The 25,781-nt window shown below is 65.0% G+C and carries 27 protein-coding genes; 9 read left to right on the forward strand and 18 right to left on the reverse strand.

The genetic code is table 11. From position 1 onward, the window contains the following. Positions 1-112: 112 nt before the first annotated feature. From fmdA to SKC42_RS06205, 5 genes are all read right to left on the reverse strand, one after another. Entirely contained in the window at positions 113-1,369 is a 1,257-nt protein-coding gene (fmdA, locus tag SKC42_RS06185; protein WP_330963413.1) for a formamidase, read from the reverse strand. 463 nt (positions 1,370-1,832) lie between these two features. Next, positions 1,833-3,299, reverse strand: coding sequence for an amidase (locus SKC42_RS06190; protein WP_330963414.1), 1,467 nt, complete (start codon positions 3,297-3,299; stop codon positions 1,833-1,835). A 374-nt stretch (positions 3,300-3,673) separates the two neighbouring features. After that, positions 3,674-4,066, reverse strand: coding sequence for a PaaI family thioesterase (locus SKC42_RS06195; RefSeq protein ID WP_330963415.1), 393 nt, complete (start codon positions 4,064-4,066; stop codon positions 3,674-3,676). 40 nt (positions 4,067-4,106) lie between these two features. Then, positions 4,107-4,862: an isocitrate lyase/PEP mutase family protein gene (locus tag SKC42_RS06200; protein ID WP_330963416.1), complete on the reverse strand. Its 756-nt coding sequence runs from the start codon at positions 4,860-4,862 to the stop codon at positions 4,107-4,109. Between the two features lie 319 nt (positions 4,863-5,181). Beyond that, a complete protein-coding gene (locus SKC42_RS06205) occupies positions 5,182-6,105 on the reverse strand; it encodes a helix-turn-helix transcriptional regulator (protein WP_330963417.1) in 924 nt (307 codons plus the stop codon). Between the two features lie 188 nt (positions 6,106-6,293). On the opposite strand from SKC42_RS06205, the gene SKC42_RS06210 reads away from it, so the two are divergent. Next, positions 6,294-7,241 carry a GlxA family transcriptional regulator gene (locus tag SKC42_RS06210; RefSeq protein ID WP_330963591.1) on the forward strand — a complete coding sequence of 316 codons (948 nt, stop codon included), beginning with the start codon at positions 6,294-6,296 and terminating at the stop codon, positions 7,239-7,241. A gap of 36 nt (positions 7,242-7,277) precedes the next feature. Here SKC42_RS06210 and SKC42_RS06215 read toward each other — a convergent pair whose 3' ends face one another. From SKC42_RS06215 to SKC42_RS06220, 3 genes are all read right to left on the reverse strand, one after another. Continuing rightward, positions 7,278-8,270, reverse strand: coding sequence for a quinone oxidoreductase family protein (locus tag SKC42_RS06215; protein WP_330963418.1), 993 nt, complete (start codon positions 8,268-8,270; stop codon positions 7,278-7,280). A gap of 79 nt (positions 8,271-8,349) precedes the next feature. Continuing rightward, positions 8,350-8,475, reverse strand: a complete 126-nt coding sequence (locus SKC42_RS27690; protein ID WP_442932012.1) for a DUF1272 domain-containing protein — start codon at positions 8,473-8,475, stop codon at positions 8,350-8,352. A gap of 383 nt (positions 8,476-8,858) precedes the next feature. Continuing rightward, the gene (locus tag SKC42_RS06220; protein WP_330963419.1) at positions 8,859-9,470 is read right to left on the reverse strand and encodes a TetR/AcrR family transcriptional regulator; all 612 of its coding nucleotides are present in this window, start codon (positions 9,468-9,470) and stop codon (positions 8,859-8,861) included. 71 nt (positions 9,471-9,541) lie between these two features. On the opposite strand from SKC42_RS06220, the gene SKC42_RS06225 reads away from it, so the two are divergent. Together SKC42_RS06225 and SKC42_RS06230 are read left to right on the forward strand one after the other, a co-directional pair. Next, positions 9,542-10,639 carry an FAD-dependent monooxygenase gene (locus SKC42_RS06225; RefSeq protein WP_330963420.1) on the forward strand — a complete coding sequence of 366 codons (1,098 nt, stop codon included), beginning with the start codon at positions 9,542-9,544 and terminating at the stop codon, positions 10,637-10,639. Between the two features lie 93 nt (positions 10,640-10,732). Continuing rightward, positions 10,733-11,836 carry an FAD-dependent monooxygenase gene (locus tag SKC42_RS06230; RefSeq protein ID WP_330963421.1) on the forward strand — a complete coding sequence of 368 codons (1,104 nt, stop codon included), beginning with the start codon at positions 10,733-10,735 and terminating at the stop codon, positions 11,834-11,836. Between the two features lie 3 nt (positions 11,837-11,839). Here the strand turns inward: SKC42_RS06230 and SKC42_RS06235 are convergent, their stop codons facing one another. Next, entirely contained in the window at positions 11,840-12,007 is a 168-nt protein-coding gene (locus SKC42_RS06235; protein WP_330963422.1) for a hypothetical protein, read from the reverse strand. A 229-nt stretch (positions 12,008-12,236) separates the two neighbouring features. Then, positions 12,237-12,890: a Bax inhibitor-1/YccA family protein gene (locus SKC42_RS06240; protein ID WP_330963423.1), complete on the reverse strand. Its 654-nt coding sequence runs from the start codon at positions 12,888-12,890 to the stop codon at positions 12,237-12,239. Between the two features lie 312 nt (positions 12,891-13,202). On the opposite strand from SKC42_RS06240, the gene SKC42_RS06245 reads away from it, so the two are divergent. Then, positions 13,203-14,093 carry a universal stress protein gene (locus tag SKC42_RS06245; protein WP_330963424.1) on the forward strand — a complete coding sequence of 297 codons (891 nt, stop codon included), beginning with the start codon at positions 13,203-13,205 and terminating at the stop codon, positions 14,091-14,093. Positions 14,094-14,209: 116 nt separating this feature from the next. After that, the gene (locus SKC42_RS06250; protein WP_330963425.1) at positions 14,210-15,754 is read left to right on the forward strand and encodes an acyl-CoA synthetase; all 1,545 of its coding nucleotides are present in this window, start codon (positions 14,210-14,212) and stop codon (positions 15,752-15,754) included. Between the two features lie 35 nt (positions 15,755-15,789). Here SKC42_RS06250 and SKC42_RS06255 read toward each other — a convergent pair whose 3' ends face one another. From SKC42_RS06255 to SKC42_RS06265, 3 genes are all read right to left on the reverse strand, one after another. Next, positions 15,790-16,182 carry a DUF732 domain-containing protein gene (locus tag SKC42_RS06255; RefSeq protein WP_330963426.1) on the reverse strand — a complete coding sequence of 131 codons (393 nt, stop codon included), beginning with the start codon at positions 16,180-16,182 and terminating at the stop codon, positions 15,790-15,792. A gap of 310 nt (positions 16,183-16,492) precedes the next feature. After that, entirely contained in the window at positions 16,493-17,395 is a 903-nt protein-coding gene (locus SKC42_RS06260) for an alpha/beta hydrolase family protein (RefSeq protein ID WP_330963427.1), read from the reverse strand. Positions 17,396-17,473: 78 nt separating this feature from the next. After that, a complete protein-coding gene (locus SKC42_RS06265; protein WP_442932014.1) occupies positions 17,474-17,605 on the reverse strand; it encodes a hypothetical protein in 132 nt (43 codons plus the stop codon). 367 nt (positions 17,606-17,972) lie between these two features. Between SKC42_RS06265 and SKC42_RS06270 the strand changes: the two genes are divergently transcribed. After that, positions 17,973-18,896: an acyl dehydratase gene (locus tag SKC42_RS06270; protein ID WP_330963592.1), complete on the forward strand. Its 924-nt coding sequence runs from the start codon at positions 17,973-17,975 to the stop codon at positions 18,894-18,896. Between the two features lie 19 nt (positions 18,897-18,915). Here the strand turns inward: SKC42_RS06270 and SKC42_RS06275 are convergent, their stop codons facing one another. After that, positions 18,916-19,656, reverse strand: coding sequence for a hypothetical protein (locus tag SKC42_RS06275; protein WP_330963428.1), 741 nt, complete (start codon positions 19,654-19,656; stop codon positions 18,916-18,918). A 151-nt stretch (positions 19,657-19,807) separates the two neighbouring features. Next, positions 19,808-20,863: an LLM class F420-dependent oxidoreductase gene (locus SKC42_RS06280; protein ID WP_330963429.1), complete on the reverse strand. Its 1,056-nt coding sequence runs from the start codon at positions 20,861-20,863 to the stop codon at positions 19,808-19,810. A 260-nt stretch (positions 20,864-21,123) separates the two neighbouring features. Between SKC42_RS06280 and SKC42_RS06285 the strand changes: the two genes are divergently transcribed. Next, complete coding sequence (locus SKC42_RS06285; protein ID WP_330963430.1) at positions 21,124-22,176, forward strand: phosphotransferase family protein; 1,053 nt, start codon at positions 21,124-21,126, stop codon at positions 22,174-22,176. A gap of 16 nt (positions 22,177-22,192) precedes the next feature. Here the strand turns inward: SKC42_RS06285 and SKC42_RS06290 are convergent, their stop codons facing one another. Next, positions 22,193-22,855, reverse strand: coding sequence for a TetR/AcrR family transcriptional regulator (locus tag SKC42_RS06290; protein ID WP_330963431.1), 663 nt, complete (start codon positions 22,853-22,855; stop codon positions 22,193-22,195). Positions 22,856-23,112: 257 nt separating this feature from the next. Between SKC42_RS06290 and SKC42_RS06295 the strand changes: the two genes are divergently transcribed. Continuing rightward, on the forward strand, positions 23,113-23,589 hold the full coding sequence (locus SKC42_RS06295) for a CAP domain-containing protein (protein ID WP_442932015.1): 477 nt from the start codon (positions 23,113-23,115) through the stop codon (positions 23,587-23,589). 49 nt (positions 23,590-23,638) lie between these two features. On the opposite strand, the gene SKC42_RS06300 is transcribed toward SKC42_RS06295, so the two are convergent. Continuing rightward, positions 23,639-23,908, reverse strand: coding sequence for a cytochrome C oxidase subunit IV family protein (locus SKC42_RS06300; RefSeq protein ID WP_330963433.1), 270 nt, complete (start codon positions 23,906-23,908; stop codon positions 23,639-23,641). Then, positions 23,908-24,546, reverse strand: a complete 639-nt coding sequence (locus SKC42_RS06305; RefSeq protein ID WP_330963434.1) for a cytochrome c oxidase subunit 3 — start codon at positions 24,544-24,546, stop codon at positions 23,908-23,910. Before SKC42_RS06305 ends, SKC42_RS06300 begins: the two co-directional genes overlap by 1 nt. Before the next feature lie 57 nt (positions 24,547-24,603). Between SKC42_RS06305 and SKC42_RS06310 the strand changes: the two genes are divergently transcribed. After that, positions 24,604-25,767, forward strand: a complete 1,164-nt coding sequence (locus SKC42_RS06310; RefSeq protein WP_330963593.1) for an acyl-CoA dehydrogenase family protein — start codon at positions 24,604-24,606, stop codon at positions 25,765-25,767. Positions 25,768-25,781 lie beyond the last annotated feature (14 nt).

Below are 25,781 nucleotides of genomic sequence, written 5' to 3' on the forward strand. Positions count from 1 at the left end.
GCATTCACGGCATCGCCCGGTGATTGTCCGGTCCCGATGCTGAGTCGGACCGGCCTCGCTTGTCAAGCGATGGGCGACGCGCCACGCCTCATCGGCCCGGGTCGAGCGGCCGTCAGTGCCCTGCCGCCGTCGGCACACCGATTCCGGGGTCGACCTGTACCGGCCCCTTGGCCGAGGGCCGGACGTCGATGTCGAATATCTCGGTGGGGATATACACCGTGGAACACGAGTTCGGGATGTCGACCACGCCGGACAGCCGTCCCTCGATCGGCGCCGAACCCAGAATCATGTAGGCCTGGATCCGGCTGTATCCGAACTTCGACAAATAGTCGATGGCGTGCAGACATGCCCGCTGATACGACAGGTGCGAGTCCAGGTAACGCTGGACACCATCGAGCGTGACCGACGTTCCCGAGAATGCCAGCCATTGGCTGAATTGCGGAGCGACGTTGCCGGGCATGAAGATCGCGTTCTCGCTGACGCCGTACGTCTCCATTCCGCCCTTGATCAGGTCGACGTGCAGATCCAGAAACCCACCCATTTCGATGGCCCCGCAGAAGGTGATCTCGCCGTCGCCCTGCGAGAAGTGCAGGTCACCCATGGACAGGTTGGCGCCGTCGACAAACACCGGGTAGAAGACCCTGGTGCCTTTGGTGAAGTTCTTGATGTCCTGATTGCCGCCGTTCTCCCGGGGCGGCGCGGTCCGAGCCGCCTCCGCGGCCACGCGGTCGAATTCCGCGCCGCTGAGGCTGCCGAGGATCGCCGAGTCCGCCAGGGGCGGCAGGGCCAGCGGGGGAACCCGGTCCGGGTCGGTGTCGATAAGGGCTTGTTCGCGGGCGTTCCACCTACCCAACAGGTCCGCCGAGGGAGCGGTCCCCATGAGCCCGGGATGCACGATGCCGGTATACGAGACTCCCGGCACGTGCCGCGAGGTGGCCACACCGCCCTGGAAGTCCCAAATCGCCTTGTAGGCATCGGGGAACTGCTCGGTCAGGAACCCGCCACCGTTTTCTGTCGCGAATACTCCCGTGTACCCCCAGCCCTGCCCCGCCAGCGGCCCCGAATCCTCCTGCGGGATGGGCCCGACGTCGAGGATGTCGACGATGAGCAGGTCACCGGGCTTGGCGCCCTCCACGGCGATCGGCCCGCTCAGCACGTGCACCCCGGCCAGCGGGGCGTTCAGGATGTCCTCGGCGGAGTCGTCGTTTCGGATCGCGCCGTCGAACCATTCGCGGCAGTGCACCCGGAACGTGTCCCCGGGTTTGACATGTACCTGTGCCGGGATCGCCCAGTGCCAACGATTGTGTCCGACGATGCGCTGGTCGGTGAACTTCTTTGTGGAGTCGAGCGGAAACACTACCTGTGGCATGGGCCTTCCTGACTGTCGTTGCTTCCGGATACTCGAAGAGGCACAACGCGTTTGCCGCCTTGGCCGACGACATCTCCCCGTCTACGGGCGTGGCAGATTCCGCCAGGCGGGGTTTTGCGGCTGGCGCGGATTGCGAGCGCGGACCGCCTTCGGCGGCGGAGCCGACACGACCTCCGGCACGTCGCTCGTTTTCTCAGCCCGGTCAATCGCCGCCAACATTGCACGAGGGGCCAGCGAGAGCATCGGCGCCCGGAACACCCGAGCCGCCTCACGTTTACATACCGGACACACGAATCTTGTTGGCGCCGTTCCCATTGGCCGACGCACGTCGAAGTCGCCGTCCTGGCTGCATCGGTACCCGTAGGTGGCCATCACACCATTGTCCGTTGGCCGGGCCCGCTCCGCAGCGCATGCTCGGCCCGAGCCGCGATCGGCTCCCGTGTCCGCTGCGGCGGACGCACGGCTACCAGGACCTCGTCTCGCGTTCGATCGCGGCGGCGGCGCGGAACAGCAGCGCCTCACCGAACTCGGCGCCGACGAGCTGCACCGCCACCGGAAGCCCCTGAGCTCCATGGCCACACGGCACCGAGATCGACGGCAGGTCCGCGTAGGTGAACGGGATGGTGTAACGCCGGCCCCGAACGAACTCGTCCGAATGGGTGTCGAGGCGCGGCGCCACGGTGGGCATCGTGGGGGTCAGGAGGAGGTCGACCTCGGCGAGCGTGGCCCGCATGGGTGCCGCATCGGAGAACCTCCGAGCTATCGCCGCGTCGTAGTCGGCCTGGGTGAGCTTGCTGGCCGCCTGCATGTCGGCGCGCACGGCGGGCCCGAAGATGCTCTTGTCGGGAGCGGGAGCGTAGATGTCGCGCATCGCCTGCGCGAACTCCCAGCGCAGGATCGTGAATGCGGCGGTGAAGTCCAGCATCGCCGGAAGGTTCTCGATCCGCACGGTCGTGACGCGGGCGCCGAGGCGCTCGAGGACCGGCAGGACGCGGCGCACCGCCGATTCCACGTCTGGGTCCAGCCCGGTCAGGCTGTAATCGTCGACCAGCCCGATACGCAGGCCGGTGATGCCGCGGTCCAGATCGGTCAGGTAGTCCGGCTTGCCGGCGGCCCGCGAGTAGGGATCGCGCGGGTCGTGGCCGACCATGGCGCTGAGCATCACCGCCGTGTCGTGCACCGTGCGGCCCAGCGGGCCCGCGACGTCGAATCGGGGGGCGCGGGGAAACGCGCCGTACAGGCTGACGAGGCCGTGCGTCGGCCGAATGCCGACGACACCGTTCCACGCGGCCGGGACCCGCACCGAGCCGCCCGTGTCGCTGCCCACGCCGGCGGCGACGATGCCCGCGCCGACCGCCGCCCCGGTCCCGCCCGACGACCCGCCGGCCGTCCGGTCCGGCCGCACCGGGTTGTGGATGTCTCCGTAGTAGCTGTTCTTGCCGTCGATGCCCGTGGCGAATTCGTTGAGGTTGGTCTTGCCGATGTTGACCGCCCCCGCGTCCGCGAGCCTGGTGACCACGGCCGCGTCCTCGGTGGGGACGCGGTCAGCAAACACGTGCGACCCAACGGAGGTGAGTACGCCCGCGGTGGAGTAAAGGTCCTTGCACACGATCGGGATGCCGTGTAGCGGGCCACGATCGGCGCCCCGAGCGAGCTCCGCGTCGAGCCGCGCCGCTGTGGTCAGCGCCTGCTCCTGGGTCAGCGTGATGAACGCGTTCAGCCGTGGCTGCAGCCGCGCAGCATCGGCCAGGGCGGCGCGAGTCAGCTGGACCGATGTCAACCGGCCGGCGCGCAGCAACGCGCCCGCCTCCGCGATGGTCCGCGGACGCGGCGGGGCGGCGGCCGGAATCATCGAGACTCCGGTCACGGCGACGGCGCCCGCCGCGACGCCTCCGACCTTCAAAGCGGTCCGCCGGCTCACGCGTTTCATGCAGTGCACCGTCCTGGCCACACGGCGATCAATCCGCGTGTGGTTGCCGGAGCCTCTGTCGGCGTCGGCAAGCCTGGACGAGCCCTGCTCCAGCGACGCGCCACTGTTCTCCCCCTTCGGTGGACCCAGATTGCGCGCAGGACTCTGCCAGCCGGATGTTTCCCGGGTATCACGCGTGCGTGACCGAAGCCCTTCTCCAACACACGATGTCAATAGGCTCCCGCCACCGCGACGGACGTCCGTCGAGATCAACGTCGGCGCGCAGAAGTGCGAATGAACGGCACGCCGACGTCGATCTCAGTTGCCCACGCAACCCAGGCGATTGGATGGTGCGGGGCCCGGCTCGTGACGTTCAGGCACACCAGCCCCTGGACTCAAAGCACCAATTGGGTGCAGCGGAACAGCGCGATGGGGCGCGTTCCGGCGCCGAGGTTGACGACCGCATCCCAGATATGTGTCCGACGACCAAGGTGCGCCGGCGTGGCCATGCAGACGAGTTCGTCTCCCGGCTTCGCGGCCTTCAAGTGATTGGATTTGAGTTCCAGCGTGAGGAAGCCGTTGGCGTCGACGGGAAGCGCAGCGCGGCAACCGACGCCGCAGGCGGTGTCGGCGAGGGCCACGACGGCGCCGGCGTGGACGTGACTCGCGCCGGGAACCAGGTGAAGCTCGTTGGTGACGAGGGCCGCCTCGACGCCGCCGGCATCGACGCGAGTCACCCGGATGCCGAGCATGCCCGGCAGCCCGGTTAGCGGCTCGCCATCGTCCATAGCATCTCCCTTCGAGCGGTCGTCCTGAAACGCCCTGGCATCACCGCAGCTTCAGATAGTCAAACTCCAGCGCGTTCAACACACTCACGTAAGGAGCATTTCCATAGCTGATGCGTGCGACGCCGATTTCGGCGAGTTCCGCGTTGGGCGGGACGCCGTCCATCACCATCACGTTGACCGGCAACGGAGAGCCCTCGCTGATGCGGGCGATCAGCGGTTTCTGTTGCAGCCCGGGAATGAAGAAGCCGGACGCGCCGGCGGCCGCATAGGCACCGGCCCGGTCGATGGCCTCGCCCGTCACCGACGTTGGGTCATTACCCTGACCGAGGAACAGGTCCGTACGCGCGTTGATGAACAGCGGTACGCCCTTCTGTGCGGCCGCCTGCCGAATCACCGCTATCCGGCTCGCCTGGCGATCGATGGGATACAGCCCCGACCCCTTGACGATCCTGTCCTCGAAGTTGATGCCGATCACACCGGCATCGAGCAGGCGAGAGATGTTCTCCGCCAACTGGTCGTCATCGTCGGTGTAGCCGCCCTCGAAGTCAGCGGTGACGGGGAGATCGACCGAATCGACGATCCGCGCGATGATCCGGTTGAAGAACTCCACGGGGATGTCTTCACCGTCCCGGTATCCCTGCGCTTCGGCGACCGACCAGCTACTGGTGCCGATGGCGGGCGCACCCGCCTTCTCGATGGTGGCGGCGCTGCCGGCGTCCCACACGTTGTAGATCACCACCGGCGACCCCTTGGTGTGGAGGGCCGCAAACCTGGTGGCTTTGTCGCTCTGGCTCATCACATTCCTCTTTTCGACGGCACGTCAACCCGCTATGGCACCCCGCCAGGCTGCACGGGGCGATCGCGATTCTCTCTGTGCTACAACGCCGATCGTCGATCCCGTGCCGTTACCCGGCGGCCGATTCATACCGTACGCGGCAGGCACGCCCCAGCGCTGTCAAGAACTTTGGCACCGGTCGGCGGCGTCTGCGGTCACCGGGTGTCCAATGGCTGCTCGCGCGGCGGCTGACTCACGCTGGGCCGGGATTCGTTGCGGCTCCACCGATTCAGACCCCGCTCGTCACCGCAAGCCTGCGACGGCTTGCCCTTGCGCGTCGCTAGGCGGCCGCCGTCACCGAACTACCCGCTGTACGGCGCGATTTGCGGCAGCCGTTGAAGACGGCACGCGGCACGTGCACCAGGGTGCCGTCGGACTGTTCGGCGTCCGCGAGCGGCCGACCTCCGAGAGACCGCGTGAACTCCGACGGCGTTTGTCCGAAAGCCTTTTTAAAGGCCGCGCTGAAGTGGCTGTGGCTGTTGAAGCCGAGCTCCACCGCCAGGGTCATGAGATCGTCGCAGTCCGACAGCACCGTGAGAGCCAGGGCCAGACGCAGCCGAAGATGGTAGCGGTAGAGCGGCACGCCTTCGGCGCGGCGGAACGCGTCGGTGAGATAGACCGGGGTGACGCTGACCTCTTTGGCGATCGTGGCCAATGTCCATCGGCGCCACGGATCGGCAGCCAGTAGCAATTTGACCCGGTCGGCCATCAACGCGGGGCGACGATTCCCATGCCGAGGACCACGGGGCATGTCGCCGCCGAGTGCGTGCCCAACGAGATCCACAGCGACAGATTCGGCCTCCAGTGGATCGATTGACCGTCGCATCAAGCGCTCGCGGAGTCGCGCCACCAGGAGCTGGGTTCGCGAGTCGACGGGCATTACGGCTCGATTGAAAGCGAATCCCGTTCGCGCCGAACGGTATTCAGGCGGCGCTACTTGGGAGAGGACCTCGGGATCGATGGCGAGAGTCAAAGTCGCATCCCCACCCGCGATCGGATGGCTCACCCGGTAGGGTTCGCCGGCGTTCATGAACACCATGTGATTCGGGTCCGCCACGAAGTCTTCGCCGCCGACCGAATGCACGTACACCCCGCGGTAGGGAAAGGCGATGCGAGTTCCTGCTACGTGCTCCTCGTCCGCCCGCTCCCGGCGCAGACCCCGGCACTCACAAACCCACGCCGCGACCGTGTCACTGTGCAGCAACTGCCGAGCGTCGTATTCCGGTACTAATCGGACTACCCCCGCATCGCCGTCATCGGCCGTGCCCGCAGGGTTAACTGGAAGTGGTTTCGCAGGCTGCACAGTGCCAACTCTATGGAGAGGCAGGTATGTCTGCTATGACCTAAATACAGCAGTTTCTGCCATGACGTTTGACAGGGGAAGCGGGGCCCGTGAACGCTCGACGTGTTGTCATTGTCGGATTCCCTCGAGTGCAGTCCCTCGACCTCTCTGGGCCTTACGAAGTGTTCGCGGAGGCGGGCACCTACCGCGTCGAGGTCGCGGCGCCGCGTCAGGGGACTTTTGCGGCCGATTCGGGCCTGGCGTTGTCTGCCGATGTTGCGCTGGCCGATCTGCGGGGACGCATCGACACACTGATCGTGGCCGGCGGCTACGGAATATTCGATGTCATCGAGGATGCGGACTTCATCCGGGACTTGCAACGGGCGGCCAAGAAGTCACGCCGAGTCGGCTCGATCTGCACCGGAGCCTTCGCCCTGGCTGCCGCCGGCTTGCTGGAAGGACGGCGCGCGACCACCCACTGGCGCTTCAGCGACCAGTTGCGCAATTGCTATCCGTCGGTTGTCGTCGACCCGGACCCCATCTACATAAGGTCGGACAACGTCTATACGTCGGCCGGCATCACCGCCGGCATGGATTTGGCCTTGGCCTTGGTCGAAGAAGACCGCGGCCACCAAGCCGCGATGTCGATCGCGCGGGAGTTCGTGCTCTTCATGCGTCGCCCGGGCGGGCAATCGCAGTTCAGTACCGCGCTCGCGGCGCAGACGGCCGACCGCGATCCGCTGCGCGAACTGCAAGCGTGGGTCAACGACCATCTCGATGCCGACCTGTCAATCGAAACGCTGGCCGAGCGCGCCCACATGAGTCCACGCCACTTCGCGCGGGTCTTCAGCCGCGAAGTCGGCCAGACACCAGCCCGCTACGTCGAACACGTCCGCGTCGAAGCCGCGCAGCGTCGCCTAGAGGAGTCGACCGACTCGCTCGACGCAATCGCCACGCACTGCGGCTTCGGCAGTGTCAATTCGATGCGCCGGTCCTTCCTCCGGGTACGCGGGATTCCGCCATCCGCCTACCGTCAGCGCTTCAGCCAACGGGGCTGAAGTGGTTGGTGCCCGGGCGGCCGAGCGCCTGGGCACTCACGGCTTGACTCTGAGCACCACCTTTCCCATCGGGCCGGCGGCAAGTCGCTCGAAGGCTTCGGGCAACCGCTCGAATGAGAACACGCCGTCGGTCAGTGGGCGTGCGCCGGAGCGGGCCAGCGCCCGCAACACGTCTCGCCACGCGGCGTGGTTTTCTTCCGGCGTGTAGTAGCCCAGAGCCATTGCGCCAATCCTCAGCCGGCGCGAAAACAATGTGCCCGTGTAGAAATCGGGTACCGAGCCCGCAAGCTCCCCGACCAGGCTCAATCTGCCCATCTCTCCCATGGTCTCAATCACTTCGGGCAACAGCTTGCCCCCGACCGAGTCGACGGCCAGGTTCACTCCTCGCGAACCCAGCGCCTCCTTGGCGCGGTCCGGCCAATGCGGGTCCTCGGGACTGAACGTGAACGTGGCCCCGACCTCCCTCAGGCGCCGTTGCTTTTCCGCGCTGCGCGAGAGCGCAACCACCGTGTGCCCCATCGCCGCCGAGAGCTGGACGGCCGCGAGCCCCACCCCTCCCGATGCGCCGGTGACCAGCACCACCGAGCCCGGTTGGAGCGGTTCCCACATGGTCAGCGCGTGATAGGCGGAGAGGTAGACGAGCGTGGCGCCCGACGACTGCTCCTCGGTCCAACCGGGAGGGACCTCTACCAGGGTGCGCGCCGGCACCGAGACTCGTTCGGCGAAGGTGCCCCAGCGGAAGACACCGACGTCACCGCGCAGGACGACGCGGTGGTCGCCGACGTGCGCATCATCGACACCCTGGCCGACCTGGATCACCGTCCCCACTCCGTCGCGCCCCAGCACGTGCGGGAGCGGAGGATCGACCGGGTACGGGTAGCGCCTCTCGGCCAACATCCGATCGGCCGGATTCAAAGCGGCGTAATGCATTTCCAGCACCACCTCGCCCTCTTTCGCGGTGGGATCGGGAGCTTCATCGAGGCGCAGATGATCCAATCCCGCGCCACCATCCCACAACCAAGCCTTCATCGTCGTTTCTCCCCTCCACCTCGGCCATCCGGCATGGATTTGATTCGAACGCGACCACGGTCAACCAGCGGGACACCGTTCAATTCCCCATCGGCGCACTCCGCGCAGAACGTGCCTCGAATGTGCACATCCGGGCATCCGGTGATCCGTTCGGCAAGGGCTTCCCGCAGCGCTCACAACGAGGGCGCAGTTCGAGGACGCTCATCGCGAGACCTCCCGTTCATGCGGCTTTCCAGAACTTTTCGGTAGAGATCGTCGATCCACATCCGCATCGATATAGGTCGGAACAACCAGAGACTACGTGCGGCGGCGCCGCCGACGCTGTCAAAATCTTCGGCGGCTTGGCACCTCGCCGCCGATACACGTGCCATCCTCGGCGGCCGATGAGTGAGAACTGCTGTGGGCAACCGCTAACGGCACTGACCTAGTGTCACGAGTCAGTAGTTCGGGTGCAGCTTTCGTTCCCGTTTCTCAGCGTGGGTCTTACGGACGAAAAGTGTTGGAATGTGGACTTTTCCCCACGTTCGACGTGTTCATCGGCGGGACGAATGGCCGAAGATGCTGGTGCACAATTAATGACTCACGACACTAGATGTTCTCGCCGGCGCCCAACCGGACGAGGGGTAAGAACACCGCGTCGACAATCTCCTCAATGGCTTCGTCGGCCAGGGGTGCCAGCGTGAACAGTACGTCGTGGCGAAGCAGGTCGGTGGGTAGCTGTGCAACTCGGCCTTTGATTTGGTCGGGCCGGATCTCCCCGCGGGCGACGGCGCGGGCGATGAGTTTGTTCATCGTGGCGCCGCGCTCGCGCTCGAGCGCATCGCGTAGTTCGGCGATGTTGGTGCCGGTGTCCCGGTAGAAACCACCGAGCCTGGTCATGACGGTGATGGCCAGATGCCCGCGTTGGCTGTTGGCCTGCCGCAGCAGATCGATCACGTCACCGCGCAAACTGCCGGTGTCCGGCACGCTGATTGGATCCTTCACCGTTGCGGCAATCAACGCGGCGTGCACCAGTTCCGGCTTTCCCGGCCAGCGCCGGTACAGCACCGCGCGACTGGTGCGGGCCCGAGCGGCGACGCCATCGATGGTGAAGTCGTCGTAGCCACGTTCATTGAGTTCGTCCCAGGCCGCGGCCAGAAGCGCCTCCTCAAGCGCGGCACCGCGGCGACGCTGCGGAGCGGCATCGGAACTAAGAGGCATTGCGTTTCCTAAGGCAGATCACTACCGTCCATTGGATACAGAATGGATCCTATCCCCGAGGACGCTTACCGATGCGCATTCTCGTCTCCGGTGCCGGTGTCGCGGGCCTGAGCACCGCGGTCAACCTCGGCGGCGACGGCCATGACGTCACCATCGTCGAACGCGCGGATCACTTGGGGGCCAACGCCCCGCCGATCGACATTCGTGGTGACTCGATCGACGTGGCCGACAAGATGGGCCTGCTCGGGCGGATACGCGAACGCAGGATCGACTTGACCGAACGGGTGCAATTCGTCGACCGCGATGGGGCGGTGGTGGCGGAGCTGCCGCTGGATGAGATCAACGACAGCACCGATGACATCGAGATCCCCCGCGAGGACCTGATCAGCCTCCTGCGCGACCGGCTGGGGTCGTCGGCGGAATTGCGGTTCTCCGAATCCATCGCCGAACTGGACGGCGGTGCGTCCGGCGTCGACGTCGTGTTCTCCTCGGGCGCGGCCGACCGCTTCGACCTCGTCGTCGGGGCCGACGGGATGCATTCGGCCGTAAGGGGGCTCGCCTTCGGGCCCGAACGGCAGTTCCTGCACCACCTCGGCTTCTACACCGGGTTGGCCGCGCTACCCGGTTATCACCCGAGCGGGCGGGACAACCCGATGTACAACTTCCCGGGTCACATCGTCGGCATCATGTCCTACAACACAAAAGCGCTCGCGTTCTTCATGTTCCGCTCGTCATGGATCGACTACGATCACCACGACCTCGATGCCAAGAGGCGAATTCTGTTCAACGCCTTCGCCGGTCACAACGAGTGGCGGGTCGCCGAATTGGTCGACGCCGCCGCCCGGGACCCAGAGCTGTACTTCGACTCCGAAAGTCAGATCAAGCTGCCGGCCTGGCACAGCGGTCGCGTAGTCCTCGTCGGCGATGCCGCACACTGCGCCTCGACCCTCTCGGGCCGCGGCACCAGCCTGGCGCTGACCGGTGCCTGGTTCCTCGCGCAGGCCCTGCGCGACCATCCGGGCGACCTTCGCCAGGCGTGGGAGCAGTACGAACGCGATCAGCGGCCACACGTCGTCCGCTGCCAGGCGACGGCGGCGCCGGGTGGCGAATTGCTGGCGCCCGCCACCCAGGCCGAGATCGACAAACGCAACCGAGACCTGAGCGGCTAGCGGCGACCGAGCGATAAGAGTCATTGCGTTTCTTACGCTACACGGCTATTGTCCGTTAGATACACAATGACTCCTATTCCGAGGAGCTTATCGATGCGCATCCTGATTTCCGGCGCAGGCATGGCCGGTCTGTCGGCGGGCATCAATCTGGGCAACGCCGGACATGACGTCGCCATCGTCGAACGCGCGCAACATCTTCGAGTCAACGGATCACCGATCGACATTCGTGGCGAGTCGCTGGCCGTCGCCCAGCAGATGGGCGTCCTCGATGAAATCCGAGCCCGGCAGGTCGACATGACGGCGCGCAGTTGCTTCGTCGACGGCAACGGCGACGAGATGGCCGATCTACCGCTCGCGGAGATCAACGACACGGCTGACGACACCGAAATCCCACGAGAAGACTTGGCGCACGCGCTACTCAAGGCCCTCGGGCCGTCCGTGCCGTTGACGTTCGGCGAGTCCGTCGCCGAACTCCTCGATGACGGTCGCGGCGTCGACGTACTGTTTACCTCCGGCGAGCGGGCCCGTTACGACCTGGTGGTGGGCGCCGATGGCCTGCACTCCGCGACGAGGCGGCTCATCTTCGGGCCGGAGCACCAGTACCTGCGTCACCTCGGCTTCTACACCGCCTTGGCAAATCTGCCGCAATACCACGCGGCTGGTGCCCCCAACCCGATCTACAACTTCCCAGGGCACCTGGCCGGGATTGTCACGTATCGCGACGTCGCCATGGCGGTGCTGACATTCCGCTCATCGTGGATCGACTACGACTATCACGATCTCGATGCACAAAAGCGCATCCTCGTCGCAGAGTTTGGCGGGCACGACCGGTGGCGGGTGCCCGAACTGCTCGACGCGGCATGCCGTGATCCGGAACTGTACTTCGACTCCGTCAGCCAGATCGACATGCCGTCCTGGCATCGGGGACGGGTGGTCCTCGTGGGCGACGCGGCCCACTGCGCATCCCCGATGTCGGGACGGGGAACCAGCCTGGCCATCACCGGAACATGGCTGCTGGCAAAGGCGTTGACCGAAAATGTCGACGACCTGGATGCAGCGTTGGCCCAATACGAGCGGGATCAGCGCCCGCACGTCGCGTACGCCCAGGGCACGGCGGGTGCGGGCGGGGACCTATTGGTTCCCGCCACTCAGGAAGCCATCGACGGACGCAATCGCGAGCTAGCCCGGGCTGGCTGAGATCTACGAACATTTCGGCGCCGAGTCGAATCCGATGGCGGGGATCGGCATGACGTCGAGCGTGAAACCCTTGCGAAAGATCGGCATAAAAATCGCGGCAGTTTCACGGCGGGCGAGATGACGGTCGATCTCGCCGCGTTCGACGCCACCGACCACCGGCTCGATGAGCACTCGTCGATCGCCCATGTGCCCGGCCCGCTCACCGAGCATCACCGGCTGCTCGCCCGATTGGCCGTCCCGGACGTGTGGAAGCAACGCCGGAGGAAGGCGCCGTCCGGCGCCAGGATGAGCCTGAACTTTTCCAGCCTCACCCAGGCATCGCGGCGCGTGCACGCTACGCCCAGTGCCTTGGGTTCTTCGGCGTGCGCCTCTTCGGCGGTGACGGGAACAAAGGCCGTCCTCAGTCCCGGCCCCTGCCTCCGAACAGTTGAAGGAAAAAGGAGAACACGTTGAGCGCATCCAGGAAGATCGACGCGGCGATGAGCGGTGCCGAGTCCATATCCGTCGATCGCCGCAGCCGCTGAAAGTCGACCATGGTGAGACCCGCAAAGACGACCAGCCCCAGGATCGAATAGATGACTGCGCCGCCGGGGATATGGACGAAGATCAACAACACCCCGAATCCGATCAGCGCAAGAAGCGCCCAGAAGCCCACCCGGGCGATTGCCGACAAATCGGTACGGGTGGCGTAGCCGAAGGCGCCGCACCCGGCGATGAACAGGGCCGTCGCACCGCCCGCTTCCCACAGCGCCTGGGGGTCCGCCTCGGCGTAGTAGACCAGCGTCGGCGACATCCCGAGCCCCAGCAGCAGGCCCACACCCAACAGCAGCGCGATGCACAGGCCCGCCGAGCTGCGGACGGCGAACCGCATGCCGATCAGGCAGACAATCGCCAGGATGAAGAACACGAACGCCAGGCCATTGCCGAAGTTTCGGCCCAGATAGGCGCCGAGGGCGAACAGGCCGGCAGTCGCCGCCACCAACCACATGACCTGGCCAAAGAGGGTACGGGTCCGATTTTGGACCCCGACCGCACCGTATTCGGCTGAACTCATGGCATGTCCGTCCTACGTCATCACGAGCCCGCGCCGACGGCACAGGCGACGACGCCGGCACCTGACCGGTGTATTCATGCACAATGCTGAGCGGTAGGGGCGCCGTTGGCAACCGTCGGGCACACATCGCTTGTCACAGTGTGGTCTCGCTCGGCCGCCCTTCCCACGGACGGTCGATCGAACCGCTGCGGCGCCACGGCCGGTTCAGACGGTGCCTTTAGTCCCTCAGCTTGCATCTCTTCGGCCCTGACGAGGACGGTCGCCCTGGGCGATCCTGCCCGTGGGTAACCGGCCGATCAGAAGAGAACTGCAATGTGGCAGCCACCACGCGGCGCGATCTTGGCGGGCGTTGACGGCTCGGCAGCGGCGCTGAGCGCCGTCCGGTGGGCCGCCCACGCTGCGGCACTGCGGAGGATGCCGCTGGCGCTGGTCCACGTCGTCGACGCCCCGTTGCCGGGGTGGTTGGAGGTCCCTGGGCCGACCCGATTCAAGCGAAGGCAGCGGCAACGCGCGCGGGATCCCATCGGAAGAGCCTTGAAGGTCGCAAGGGAGTGTCCCGGTGATTCCGGACCAATCCGGATCCATAGCAAGGTGTTTCATTCCGCCGCCACTTCCACGCTGATCGACCTCTCCGCGGAGGTCGAGATGTTGGTGGTCGGGCGCGGCCGCGCGATGGCCCGCAGCGTCCTCGGCTCGGTCAGTTCGGCGCTGGTGTATCACGCGCGCTGCCCGGTCGCCGTCATCCACGACGACAAGGCCGTGACCGCCCGCGTCGCCCGCGAGCCGGTGCTGGTCGGCATCGACGGCTCACCGGCTTCGGAAGCCGCGACGGCCATCGCGTTCGAGGAAGCCTCGAGGCGGGGCGTCAGCCTGGTGGCTCTGCACGCGTGGGCCGATCCGCGGGTTTCGGGCTCCAAAACGCTGTTCCAAGATGCCAAATGGGATGCCCAGTTGTCCGAGGAGGAAGAGGTACTCGCCGAGCGGCTGGCGGGCTGGCACGAACGCTACCCCGACGTGGGCGTCCGCCGCCGAATCGAAATCGGCGACCCGGCACGCTGGCTGATCGAGGCCTCGGAACGGGCACAACTGGTCGTGGTCGGCAGCCACGGCTGCAGCCCGGTCAGCGGCAGGTTGCTGGGATCGGTAGGGGCGGCGGTCGTCCACAGGGCCAAGGTCCCGGTGATCGTGGCGCGCCAGCCTTGATGCCTGATGCGCCGCCCCTTTTGCGGGTGCCGGATCGCGGCACAATGTCCTTAATATAGATTAAAATCAGAAAGCTATCGCTTGTCTGTTTGGTTGACTCTCCCGAAGGACCGAAGATGTATCCAGGCACATATGCTGCATCCGCTCCGAATCGTCCGGCGGTCGTGATGGCCGGCTCTGGGAGAGCCCTCACCTATCGCGAGCTGGAGGATAAGTCCGCCCGGGTGGCATCGGGGCTGCGCGCTCTGGGTGTGCAGCCTGGTGACGTCATCGCCCTGATTTCCGACAATGCGCTGGAAACGTTCGAAGTCTACTGGGCCGCCATCCGCTCGGGCCTGTACATCACGTGCGTGAACTGGCACCTGACAGCAGACGAGGCCGCCTACATCTTGCGTGACAGCGGCACTCGGGTCGTGATTGTCTCGGGGGCCTTGCAACCACTCGCCGAGGAGGTCGCGCGGCTGGTCCCCGAGATCGAACATCGGTATGCCTTCGGGGGTGACGTCCCCGGTTACCGCCCCTATGCGGAGCTAGTATCTTACCCGGGACCGCGGCTCGTAGATCAGCCCCGAGGTGGAGAAATGCTCTATTCGTCGGGCACCACCGGCCGTCCCAAAGGGATCAAACCGTTTCTGACGCAGGGACAGATCGACGAAGTCAGCGATCCGCTGGTCACATTGCTGGCCGGCGCGTTCGGCATAGACGACAACGACGTCTACCTGTCGCCGGCCCCGATCTACCACACCGCCCCTCTGAAATGGTGCGCCTGCGTGCAGGCTCTTGGCGGAACCGTCGTCTTGATGGAGCGGTTCGACGCTGAGCAGGCATTAGCCGCCATCGAACGATTCCGAGTGAGCGTGACTCAGCTGGTTCCCACGATGTTCGTCCGAATGTTGCAGCTGCCCGAAGAGACGCGCCGCGCGTACGACGTCTCGTCGTTGCGGGTGGCCGTCCACGCCGCCGCCCCGTGCCCGCCCGACGTGAAGGACGCAATGATCTCCTGGTGGGGGCCGATACTGGTCGAATATTACGGCGCCACAGAGCAACACGGCACCACGATCATCACCACGCACGAATGGCGCGCCAAGCGGGGGTCGGTGGGCCGGGCGGCGTTGGGAGTCCTGCACATCTGCGACGACGACGGCAGAGAGCTCCCGGCCGGGGAGGTCGGAACGATCTATTTCGAGCGGGATGTCGCGCCCTTCGAGTATCACAACGACCGCGACAAGACCTCCTCGTCGCGGCATCCAGTGCACGACAACTGGACCACCGTCGGCGACGTCGGCTTCGTGGACGATGACGGCTACCTGTTCTTGACCGACCGCAAGGGATTCATGATCATCTCCGGCGGTGTCAACATCTACCCGCAAGAGATCGAGAACGCACTCGCATTGCACCCGAAAATCTTCGACGTGGCGGTCATCGGGATACCGGACTCCGAAATGGGCGAGCAGGTCAAGGCAGTCGTCCAGTTACGCGACGGCATCGCGATATCGGACGACCTGGAGACCGAGATCATCAACTATGTGCGACAGCGCATTGCGCACTTCAAGGCACCCAAGTCGGTCGACTTCGTCAGCGAACTACCGCGATCCGCCACCGGGAAGCTGGTGAAGCGCAAGCTCATCGACCAGTACGCGCGACGGGGCGCCCACGTCTGAGTGGGCGCCGCCCGACTCAGCGACCGCGACGGAGCCTAGTAGTAGGTTTCCGGTGCCCACTCGCCAGGCGGCGGTTGATACCCCGCGGCGGACTTGCGGAGCTGCCAGATCAGCTCGGGGCAGAGCAGATTCACCGCGTATGAGACCAGGTAGTTGGTCGCGGCCTCGTCATTCGGCGTGACCTCGCCGCGAACGTCACCCATCACCTGCCCGTATCCCTCGCCCGACCCGACTTTGTCACAGACGATATGCCCATATCGGACCGGGTCGTTATTGGGAAAGTGGTATTGCCGTCGCACCGAGACGTCGTAGAGAAACTCCGTTTCGGGATTAGGGGCAGCGGTTGCGGGGGCCGCCAGCGACGTTCCCACCCCACCAACCAAAGCCGCCACCGCGAGCATCGTGGTCACCGATTGCCGGCAAGTCATCTCAACGCCTCCCCTGCCCCATGTGCGCCGGTCTACATGCATCCGGCCGCGCACGCGTCTGCCGGCCTTCGCAATTCCGGTGGTAACGCGGCGGGGTCGCTCGGGGGTTGACCAGTGGTGAGGTCGACGTCGTGATCGAGATCAGGCGCCATCGGGACGAGCCGACAGAGGAAAGACGCCGCCAGCGTGCAGGGGCCGGGGCCATCCGCGGCCGCCGGGGACGACAGCGGGAGTGCGATGCCGAGCACGCTCACCGCGGCCGTGAGCAATCGCGCTTTCCACGACATAGCGCTCCTTTCCGAGGTCCGCACTACCTGATATAGGAGGCGAGGTCACCCGACATCGCCGCCAATTGTTGGCCCCAGGTCGCCCAGTCGTTGCCAACTGCGCGCCCCAAATCGAAATGGCCGTCGCCACCGCCCACGTCTCGGTAGTGCGCGTAGAAGATCGAGTTGGTGCCCTGAGCAATATCACCGAAGCCGGCCATGGCGGCTTGGTCGGTGGGTGCGCTGCTGCCGGGGCTGAAGATCCAAAGCCGAGTGTGGTTTTCCGCCAACTGGTCGATGTTCTGGTTGGGGGAATGCCACTTCCACCGGCCCAGCTGAGGTGCGCCCCACATCCTGCCGCTGTCCGCACCGCCTTGCGCGAGCGCCGCTGTGATCGCCCCGTCGACCCCCGTCCGCTCCGGGGCGAGGAATCCCGACAACGACCCGGCGTACCGGAATCGGTCGGGGTGGAACGTCGCGAGGGCCACCGCAGCATACCCACCCTGCGAGGCGCCGACGATGCCGTGCCCGCCAGGTGCCAAGCCTTTGTTGGCGGCCAACCAGTCTGGCAGTTCGCGAGACAGGAAGGTCTCCCACTGCTTGCTGCCGTCCTGCTCCCAATCCGCATACATGCTGTATGACCCACCCGCTGGCGCGACCACCGAAACACCTCTGCCGGACAACGAGTTCATCGCATTTCCCGCTGTCACCCAGTTGCTGACCTCGGGTCCGGCGTTGAACGCATCAAGCAGGTATGTCGCATGGGGTCCACCGGCTAGAAAAGCCACCGGGATATCGCGGCCCATCGCCCCGGACGGCACCATCAACGTCTCGTAGCTGGCCGCTCGTCCCTGTGCCGCGTTCCACAAACACACGCCGACCGCGAGTGCCAACGCAGCGCGCAGGAAGACCAACGCCCGGCGCGTTAGGCCGTTCTCATGTCTCATGGGATTCCCCGCTCGATGACGCGCGGCCTGGATCGCGCGTTGGACAAAATCAGCTAACCGATTGCACGCCTTCGCGCGTCAGCCTCCGGGCGCGCCGAGGTCGGGTGCGTACGACGGTGGCGGGTGAACACCTCGCAAGATCCAGGCATACCAGGAAAGCCCGTATTCGAGTTCGTCGCTGACGTCATAGTCCGGATCAGGATTCGTCAAGGCGCTCCCCTTCATCTCAAACGTTGGCTTCGTCTCATTTTTATGTCAAATTAAACATACGCGTGGGGACGTTGATCGCCAAGTAAACTGACAAATTATCTGGCGATCCCAAGCGCCTGCGTAAATCGAACAGGGCATCTCCTGCAGTTCAAGCGCTTTGATACGCAGGAGCTGTGCCGTCTCTCGCCGGGATCGGCAGGGCCAACCGTAGCGTCCACGATCGACGGCCTGCTCGGCAGTCAATTTAATTGGCGTTCAGTGCCCTCCTTTGCCAAAATGACGTCTCGTGCCGTCTTCATACCTCACGCCTGGTGGCCCCTACTTCGACGATCTCCATGTCGGGCAGGTGTTCGACTCCGCGCCCCCAATGACGTTGACCGCCGGGGTCGCAGCGACGCACCAAGCGATTATCGGAGACCGGATGCGACTGGCCCTTGACGCCGAACTCGCCGCCACCGTGACCGGCGCTCGGGCCGCCTTGGCCCACCCGGCCCTGGTGTGCGACGTGGCGATCGGGCAATCGACCATCGTCACGCAACGAGTCAAAGCGAACCTGTTCTACCGCGGGCTGCGATTTCACCGGTATCCGGTGATCGGTGACACCCTGTCCACGCGGACCGAAATCGTTGCTATGCGGGAGAATTCAGCCAAGCGGGGTCGCGCTCCCACCGGGCTCGCCGCGCTGCGGATGACGACCTCGGATCAGGCCGGACGCGCCGTCCTTGATTTCTATCGTTGCGCTATGCTGCCACGTCGCGACTCGAATCCGACCTCGAGCCACGCCGATGATCTCAGTGCCGTCGGACGTGATGCGGGCGACGCGCCCGACCCGGTCGCACAGTGGGACATCGACGCCTACCGCACCCGGGTGGCGCCTGCCGGCCTCGGCGAATGCGCGGTCGGCACCGAACTCATCAGCACTGCCGACGTCGTCAGCAACGCGGCAGAACTCGCGCGCCTAACACTCAATATCGCCGCCACGCACCATGATCGGCGTATCGGCGGACGGCGCCTTGTCTACGGGGGCCACACCATTGGACTGGCGTTATCCCAAGCCACACGGTTGCTGCCCGACCTCGTCACGGTATTGGACTGGCAATCGTGCGACCACACGGGACCGGTCTTCGAAGGCGACACGCTTTATAGCACGGTCTTCATAGAAAACGCCGCACCACGTCCCGGCGGTCGAGGCGACGCGCTGAGTCTGCGCTCCCTCGTCTTCGCGGTGGGCATCGACGACCAACCCGAGCGGCAGGTCCTCGACTGGCGATTCACCGCATTGAGCTTCTGAAGGCCCCGGCCCAGCATCCTCATGGCGTGGATTCCAGCCGGCGCACCGCGCTGAAGGCGTACGGCGTGATGACAGCAATAAGGACGAAGAACATGACGAAGACCGCCCAAAAATTCAGAACTCCGTGCCACGCGAAAGGACCCGTCCGAACGAACGGCACCAGGCTCAGCGGAACGTAGACGGCGGCTGTCAAGAAACACACGTACCCGACCCATCGGGGAAACAGCGGGGGATCGTGACGGTCCAAAAGGATCGCGATACCCAGCGCCACGCTCTGCAGGAATGAGAATACGAAGGTCAAGTCGAAAAAGAGCCAACCAAAGTCATACAGCGTCTGAATCGTCTCCGGCGAGCGCGATTCCGGACGGAAAGCCGCCGTCTGCCAGACCACCGCCGGCACCGCCGTCACCACGGCGGTCATCAGCCCGCCGATCATCTCCGTCATCGATAACGGTGCCAGCGGCCCCTCCATGCGACTGATGATCTTGGACAACGCGATGCTCCACGTGTAGTAACACGGCGCTCCGATCACCATGAGCACCATGCCGATTCGAATAGCAGTGCCGTGATCACGGAAATATTGCGCGATTCCCGCGGCGGCGAGGTCCTCACCCGGCGGTGGCCAGAAGCCCGCGAAAACCGCGAAGCCCAGCAGACCGAATCCGACGTAGACGCAGACCGACCACAGTGCCACTCGCAGCAGCCGATAGTCCGCCGTCGAGTCATGGGCGGTCGCCGTCCGTCGTAGTGCCGTGGTCATGGCGCTCCCCTTCGTCGTCATCGCCGCTCTACCCACCTCGTCACGGCGCCATAGCCTCGCGCCGATAAGGCCGGCGCCTACTCGACCATCGTCCCGGTTAAGATTGTGATTTGAATCTCTAATAAAAACAAGGGTCAGCTTGCGCAGCCAATCAGCCGATCGCTTCCTTGACTTGGGCCATCTGGTGGAGCCGGCCGGCCGGCGTCGGAGTGAGCGGGTCGGCGAGCACGCAGGTCACTCCGGCCTGCCGCAACGCGTCCACACGGTCTCCGACCTCTCCGGCGTTGCCGATGAGCGAGATCGCCCGCGCAAAGCTCTCGGGCACGGCCAGCGCCGCCTCGTCCTTCTTCCCCGACAGATAGAGCTGTTGAATCACTTGGGCTTCCCGCTCGTATCCGTAGCGCACCATGAGGGCGTTGTAGAAGTTCTTGCCCACCGCACCCATGCCGCCTATATAGAGTGCGGCGTTCTCGCGCACTGCGGCCAGCGCGGCCTGGACGGCGTCGGTGTCCTCGGTGATCAACAGCGGGCACTGCACGCTGATGCCCAGCGGACCGAGGTCTGGGCTGCGGCGCGCCGCCCCCGCGCTGAGCGCCTCACCGAAGGCCGATTGCGCACGGTCGGGATGGAACAAGATGGGTTGCCACTCGTCGAAGAGCTCGGCGGCCAGTTCGACGTTGCGCGGTCCTATCGCGGCAAGCAGCATCGGGATACGATCCCGGACCGGTCTGCCGATGATCTTCAACGGCTTACCCAGCCCGGAGCCACCCCGCTCGCGCGTCAGCGGGAGCGAGTAATGCGGCCCGTGGTATGCGCTGGCATCCCGACGCCAGATCCGTCGACAGATCTCGACGTGCTCGCGGGCCCGGGCGACCGGCGAATCGTATTTGACGCCATGGAAGCCCTCGATCACCTGAGGCCCGGAGGCACCGATGCCCAGGATGCAGCGTCCCCCACTGACGTAGTCGATACCCGTCGCAGTCATCGCCAAATTGGTGGGAGTACGCGAATACATCGGCAATACCCCGAATGCGAGCTCCACGCGACGAGTCTTCGCCGCCACGTAGCCCATCTGGCTGACGGCATCGACGCTGTAGGCCTCCGGCACCATGACCCGGTCCAAGCCGATCGCTTCGTAGGTGGTCAACTCCTCGACGGCCTCGGCAAAACCGTTGTGGTGATAGCGCAATGCAACGCCGAGCTTCATCCCTACCTCCAGTTGTCCGTGTACCGCGCACAGGACCAAGCCTCACCAGCGGTGGCTTAATCAATAATAAAATATCGCCCCGGCTCTACTACGCTGAGGGCGTCAAGCCGCTTGCCATAAGTCCATATCACGAGTTAGAAAGGCCTGCGAGCGATCGTTCGGCCAGCCGGCCGGGGCGCGAGCGCAGCCTACAAATCGCCTATTCTCTATTAAACGGCGCGGAGCATTCGCTCCGTCGACGCCGAAGACGGGAGCCGGTCATGACCCGCCAGGAAGCGACAACGGATGCGTTACCGCCCGAGCCGGCGCAGATGTGGCAGCACCCAACCGAAGTTGAGCGTTGGTTGGCCGGCCAAGGTGAGCGCGTCTCGCCCCCGATCAATCTCAGACGGGTAGGCATCGGGCAGTCCAATATCACCACCCTGCTCAGCGACGCCGATGGAAACGAATGGGTGATGCGCGAGCCTCCCCCGGGCACCGCCAACGCGACCGCGCACGATGTCGAGCGAGAGGCGCGAATTCTTCGATCGTTGGCCTCCAGCGTGATTCCCGTTCCCCGCATAGTCGGAACGGGCCGGGGTCCGGCGGGATCGGCGTTTGTCGTGATGGAAAAGGTTGACGGGGCAGCATTGGAGAACGAGGACGACGCACGCAGGCTGCCCCCGGCCCGTCGGCGCGAGTTGGGCGTGTCAGTCGCGGCGACGCTGGGGAGCATGCACCGACTTCCGCCGCAGATACTCGATATCCGGACATCGACGACGCCGTATGTGGAGCGCCAATTGCGCCGGGTGGCCGAGGCGTGGCACCTCCATGGGACCGACAGCATCCACGACGGCGAGTGGCAGACGCTGCTGGGCCATCTCGCGAGTCGACGACCGGCCGCAGCGCCGCCGGTGATCATGCACGGGGATTTCCGGTTGTCCAATCTGCTGATCCTCGACGGGACCATCAGGGCGGTCCTGGACTGGGAGTTGTGCACGATTGGAGATCCGCTGGCGGACCTCGCATGGCTGCTCGATGACTGGCGCCCGCCCGAGGAGGCGGAAATCGTGATGCCGAGCCCAACCCGCGCGGGCGGCTTCCCCGACCGCGACGAGATGGTTCGTATCTACCAGGAATTGACTGGATTCGACGTCGGGGCGCTCGACTACTATCGGGCGTTCTCCCAGTGGCGCGCCGCGAGCCTCTTGCGGGGCGTCCTTGTCCGCAGACGTGCCGGCATGATGGGCTCGCATGCAGCGGTGCCGCTGGACAAGCTCGACTATTCGATCGCGGTTTTGCTGGCCTCCGCTAAGACACACCTGGGCGGTTGAACATGGCGGCGAAGGCCTACACGGTCGGTTCCTCGGCCAGCCCGTGACGGATGATCGACTGGGCGTTGCGGACCACCGCTTCAACGGATCCGCGTCGCGGATTCCACCATTCCACAGCCCAATTCAGTGCTCCCAGCACCAGCATCTGCGCGATATACAGATCCAACTCCGGCCTCAACGAACCCTCGCGCGCCATGTTGTTGATGAGCCTGCGCCAGATTTCGCCGTAGCGCTCCTCTTCGAGGATCTGGCGTTTACGCATCGCCTGCGGAATCTGGCCGGCATTGCGAATCGACGCCGTCGTGTAGTCGGAGATCTCCAGTTCGTGGCGCAGGTGCGCCTCGGCGGCGACCAGAAGTCGGTCGAGCGCCGACGTGCCGTCGGGAACGCCTTCGAGCACCGCCGCCACATGCTCGCGCATATCTGCGATTCCCGCCCACATCACTTCCTCGATAAGCCCATCACGGGACGGGAAGTAGTAATAGATCGCCGGGGCCTGCAGCTCGGCCACCTCCGCAACATCGGTGAGCCTCAAGCCTGCGTAACCACGTTCCGACAGGACGCGCGCCGCGGCATCCAAGATCCGTGAGCGAGTCAACGCCGACTTAGATTCCGCCGCCTCGTCCTCCTCGGGGACCGCTGCTGCGATCGGTGCCGATCGGGCGCTTCGCCTTGCCATCGGCCCATCATATGGCCCCCGGCGGCCAAATCCGACCTCCGACGGCCGCAGAAACGCGTCCGATGAGATACGCACGGTGGACGCTTCGCCTGCGGCGCCCCGGCGGCGCCGTCACCGCTTCGCTTAATTTCGGATAAAAACCGCTTGACGTCTCGCTGCCGACTGCGCACAGTAAACGGGTGGAGTCAGCAGCAACCCGACTTGGAACGACGCGGTCCAGTGAAAGACGCCGCCGGACCCGGTGTCGGCGAGGTGTCGTGGCCGCGGCGCTTCTCTGTGTGGCAGCCAGCGCGCCGGCGGCACATGCCGATCCGGAAGATACCGTCATCCCCAACAACCACCGGCTCAACAACGCCGTGGTCGCCAACGTCTACACCATTCAGCATCACGCCGGCTGCACCAACGACGTCAAGATCAATCCCCAGCTGCGGCTTGCGGCCCAGTGGCACACCGATGACGTGCTGCATAATCGTGCCCTCGACGGCGATCTCGGCTCCGACGGGTCGACACCCCAGAATCGGGCGAGCGCCGCCGGCTACCACGGGACGGCGACCGAAACGGTCGCCATCAACCCCGCGATCGCCATCAGCGGCATCGAAATCATGGAGCGTTGGTATTACGACCCCGCCGACTTGGCCATCATGTCCGATTGCGGCAACACCGAAATGGGTGTGTGGTCAGAGAACAGCATTGACCGCACCGTCGTCGTGGCCGTGTATGGGCACCCGGCGTAGGTCCCCAGGCCGGTCACGCCCGTCCGCGTAAGACGTCCGCAGCGCGCGGTCAGGCGGAGAGGTACAACCCGATCAACGTAAGGGCGACGACGACCGTCCACACCGAGAAGATGGTCGCGAGGGCCGCCGGCGCGTGGCGGATCTCCATGAAGTAGCGGCCGACGAAATGCACCTTGAGAAAGGCGATCAAGATAATCACGGCCGCCGCGGGTGCCGTCGGCAATTCATGGCCCACGCCCAAGAGCCACGACGACAACGTCGCAACGATCAGACCAAGCCAGACCACGGTGATTTTGTCGCGCAGCAGGGAGGCCAGCATCACTTCACCAGGTAGAGCAGGGGGAAGATGACGATCCACAGGAGATCGACCATGTGCCAGAAGCACGCCGCGCTCTCGAGATATCCAAGATCGCGAGCCGTCAGGGCGGTACGTCGAGTCAGACGCGCGATGAACATCAACAACGCCATGCCGATGACCACATGAAACAGATGCAGGCCCGTCATCACGTAGAAGTACATGAAGAATTGATTCGAGGCCGGAACGAGGCCATGGGCGATTTTCTGGCCGTACTCGAGCGCCTTGTCGACGATGAAGATTCCACCGCATGCCAGCGCGCCGTAGATCAGGCGCCGCGCGAGCTCGTAAGCGTTGCGACGCACCGCACGGACGGCCGTGACGACTAGCAGCGAACTCGTCAGCAGCACAAGGGTATTGACCGCGCCGAAGGTCCGGTTCAAAAGCAGTTGCGAACCGGCGAAAACCGAAGGCTGCGCACCCCGGTAGTAGAGGTAAACACCGAACAGAATGGCGAATACGGTCATATCCCCGAAGATGAGGACCCAGATGCCTTCTTCGCCCGGGAGATGCCTTGTCCGTGCGGGCCTCAACGCCGGCGGTGCCGGCGTGGGCAAGACGGCACCAGCGCGATGGGTCTGCGGTGTCCCGACATCGTCCATACTGTGGCGAACGTAGCATAATTTAACTCAGAATAAAATGTCGCTATGCTGACCGCTATGCCCACTCTGCTCAGTGATGAAGAAGTCATGCTGGTCGAGACGGTCCGTGCCTTCATCGACCGCGACGTGAGACCCACCGTGCGAGACGTGGAACACGCCAATGCCTATCCCGCGGAGTGGATCGAGCAGATGAAGCACATCGGCATCTACGGGCTGGCCATACCCGAAGAATATGGCGGCTCGCCCGTCTCGACCCGCTGCTATGTGCTCGTCACTCAAGAACTCGCACGGGGCTGGATGAGCCTGGCCGGCGCGATGGGCGGACATACGGTGGTCGCCAAGTTGCTGAGCCTGTTCGGCACCGAAGACCAGAAGCGGAAGTACCTGCCCGCGATGGCGACGGGCGAAATACGGGCGACGATGGCACTGACCGAACCCGGCGGCGGCTCGGATCTGCAGAACATCACCACGGTGGCGCTGCCGGCCGCCGACAACGACTCCGAGTTGGTCATCAACGGGGCCAAAACCTGGATCTCGAACGCGCGCCGATCGGGCCTGATCGCACTGCTGTGCAAGACCGACCCGAAGGCGACGCCGAAACACAGCGGCATCTCCGTCGTGTTGGTCGAGCACGGCCAGGGACTGAGCGTGTCCCGCGACCTGCCCAAGCTCGGCTACAAGGGCGTCGAAAGCTGCGAACTCTCGTTTGACGACTGCCGGGTCCCTAACACCGCGATCCTGGGCGGTGTGACCGGGCGGGGTTTCGCTCAGATGATGAAGGGGCTCGAGACCGGGCGCATCCAGGTGGCCTCGCGGGCGTTGGGCGTTGCGACCGCCGCGCTCGAGGACGCGCTGGCCTACGCGCAAGAGCGGGAAAGTTTCGGCAAGCCGATCTGGAAGCACCAGTCGGTGGGCAACTACCTCGCCGACATGGCAACAAAGTTGACGGCCGCGCGCCAACTGACCCTTTACGCCGCCGACCGCTATGACGCCGGCGATCGCGCCGACATGGAGGCCGGGATGGCCAAGCTGTTCGCCTCCGAGGTTGCCATGGAGGTCGCACTCAATGCGGTGCGCATCCACGGGGGCTACGGCTACTCCACCGAGTACGACGTTGAACGCTACTTCCGCGATGCTCCACTGATGATCGTCGGCGAGGGCACCAACGAGATCCAGCGCAACGTCATCGCCGGCCAGCTGGTCGCGCGCGGCGGCATCTGAAGCCCCCCGAAACG

It is taken from the genome of Mycobacterium sp. 050134, assembly GCF_036409085.1.
Taxonomy (GTDB): Bacteria; Actinomycetota; Actinomycetes; order Mycobacteriales; family Mycobacteriaceae; genus Mycobacterium.

Bases quoted from the DNA above. Each gene is read 5' to 3' on its own strand.
- fmdA (WP_330963413.1), bottom strand. From the start codon at position 1,369: ATGCCACAGGTAGTGTTTCCGCTCGACTCCACAAAGAAGTTCACCGAC.
- SKC42_RS06190 (WP_330963414.1), bottom strand. From the start codon at position 3,299: ATGAAACGCGTGAGCCGGCGGACCGCTTTGAAGGTCGGAGGCGTCGCG.
- SKC42_RS06195 (WP_330963415.1), bottom strand. From the start codon at position 4,066: ATGGACGATGGCGAGCCGCTAACCGGGCTGCCGGGCATGCTCGGCATC.
- SKC42_RS06200 (WP_330963416.1), bottom strand. From the start codon at position 4,862: ATGAGCCAGAGCGACAAAGCCACCAGGTTTGCGGCCCTCCACACCAAG.
- SKC42_RS06215 (WP_330963418.1), bottom strand. From the start codon at position 8,270: ATGAAGGCTTGGTTGTGGGATGGTGGCGCGGGATTGGATCATCTGCGC.
- SKC42_RS27690 (WP_442932012.1), bottom strand. From the start codon at position 8,475: ATGAGCGTCCTCGAACTGCGCCCTCGTTGTGAGCGCTGCGGGAAGCCC.
- SKC42_RS06220 (WP_330963419.1), bottom strand. From the start codon at position 9,470: ATGCCTCTTAGTTCCGATGCCGCTCCGCAGCGTCGCCGCGGTGCCGCG.
- SKC42_RS06225 (WP_330963420.1), top strand. From the start codon at position 9,542: ATGCGCATTCTCGTCTCCGGTGCCGGTGTCGCGGGCCTGAGCACCGCG.
- SKC42_RS06230 (WP_330963421.1), top strand. From the start codon at position 10,733: ATGCGCATCCTGATTTCCGGCGCAGGCATGGCCGGTCTGTCGGCGGGC.
- SKC42_RS06240 (WP_330963423.1), bottom strand. From the start codon at position 12,890: ATGAGTTCAGCCGAATACGGTGCGGTCGGGGTCCAAAATCGGACCCGT.
- SKC42_RS06245 (WP_330963424.1), top strand. From the start codon at position 13,203: ATGTGGCAGCCACCACGCGGCGCGATCTTGGCGGGCGTTGACGGCTCG.
- SKC42_RS06250 (WP_330963425.1), top strand. From the start codon at position 14,210: ATGTATCCAGGCACATATGCTGCATCCGCTCCGAATCGTCCGGCGGTC.
- SKC42_RS06255 (WP_330963426.1), bottom strand. From the start codon at position 16,182: ATGACTTGCCGGCAATCGGTGACCACGATGCTCGCGGTGGCGGCTTTG.
- SKC42_RS06260 (WP_330963427.1), bottom strand. From the start codon at position 17,395: ATGAGACATGAGAACGGCCTAACGCGCCGGGCGTTGGTCTTCCTGCGC.
- SKC42_RS06270 (WP_330963592.1), top strand. From the start codon at position 17,973: ATGACGTTGACCGCCGGGGTCGCAGCGACGCACCAAGCGATTATCGGA.
- SKC42_RS06275 (WP_330963428.1), bottom strand. From the start codon at position 19,656: ATGACCACGGCACTACGACGGACGGCGACCGCCCATGACTCGACGGCG.
- SKC42_RS06280 (WP_330963429.1), bottom strand. From the start codon at position 20,863: ATGAAGCTCGGCGTTGCATTGCGCTATCACCACAACGGTTTTGCCGAG.
- SKC42_RS06285 (WP_330963430.1), top strand. From the start codon at position 21,124: ATGACCCGCCAGGAAGCGACAACGGATGCGTTACCGCCCGAGCCGGCG.
- SKC42_RS06290 (WP_330963431.1), bottom strand. From the start codon at position 22,855: ATGGCAAGGCGAAGCGCCCGATCGGCACCGATCGCAGCAGCGGTCCCC.
- SKC42_RS06300 (WP_330963433.1), bottom strand. From the start codon at position 23,908: ATGCTGGCCTCCCTGCTGCGCGACAAAATCACCGTGGTCTGGCTTGGT.
- SKC42_RS06305 (WP_330963434.1), bottom strand. From the start codon at position 24,546: ATGGACGATGTCGGGACACCGCAGACCCATCGCGCTGGTGCCGTCTTG.
- SKC42_RS06310 (WP_330963593.1), top strand. From the start codon at position 24,604: ATGCCCACTCTGCTCAGTGATGAAGAAGTCATGCTGGTCGAGACGGTC.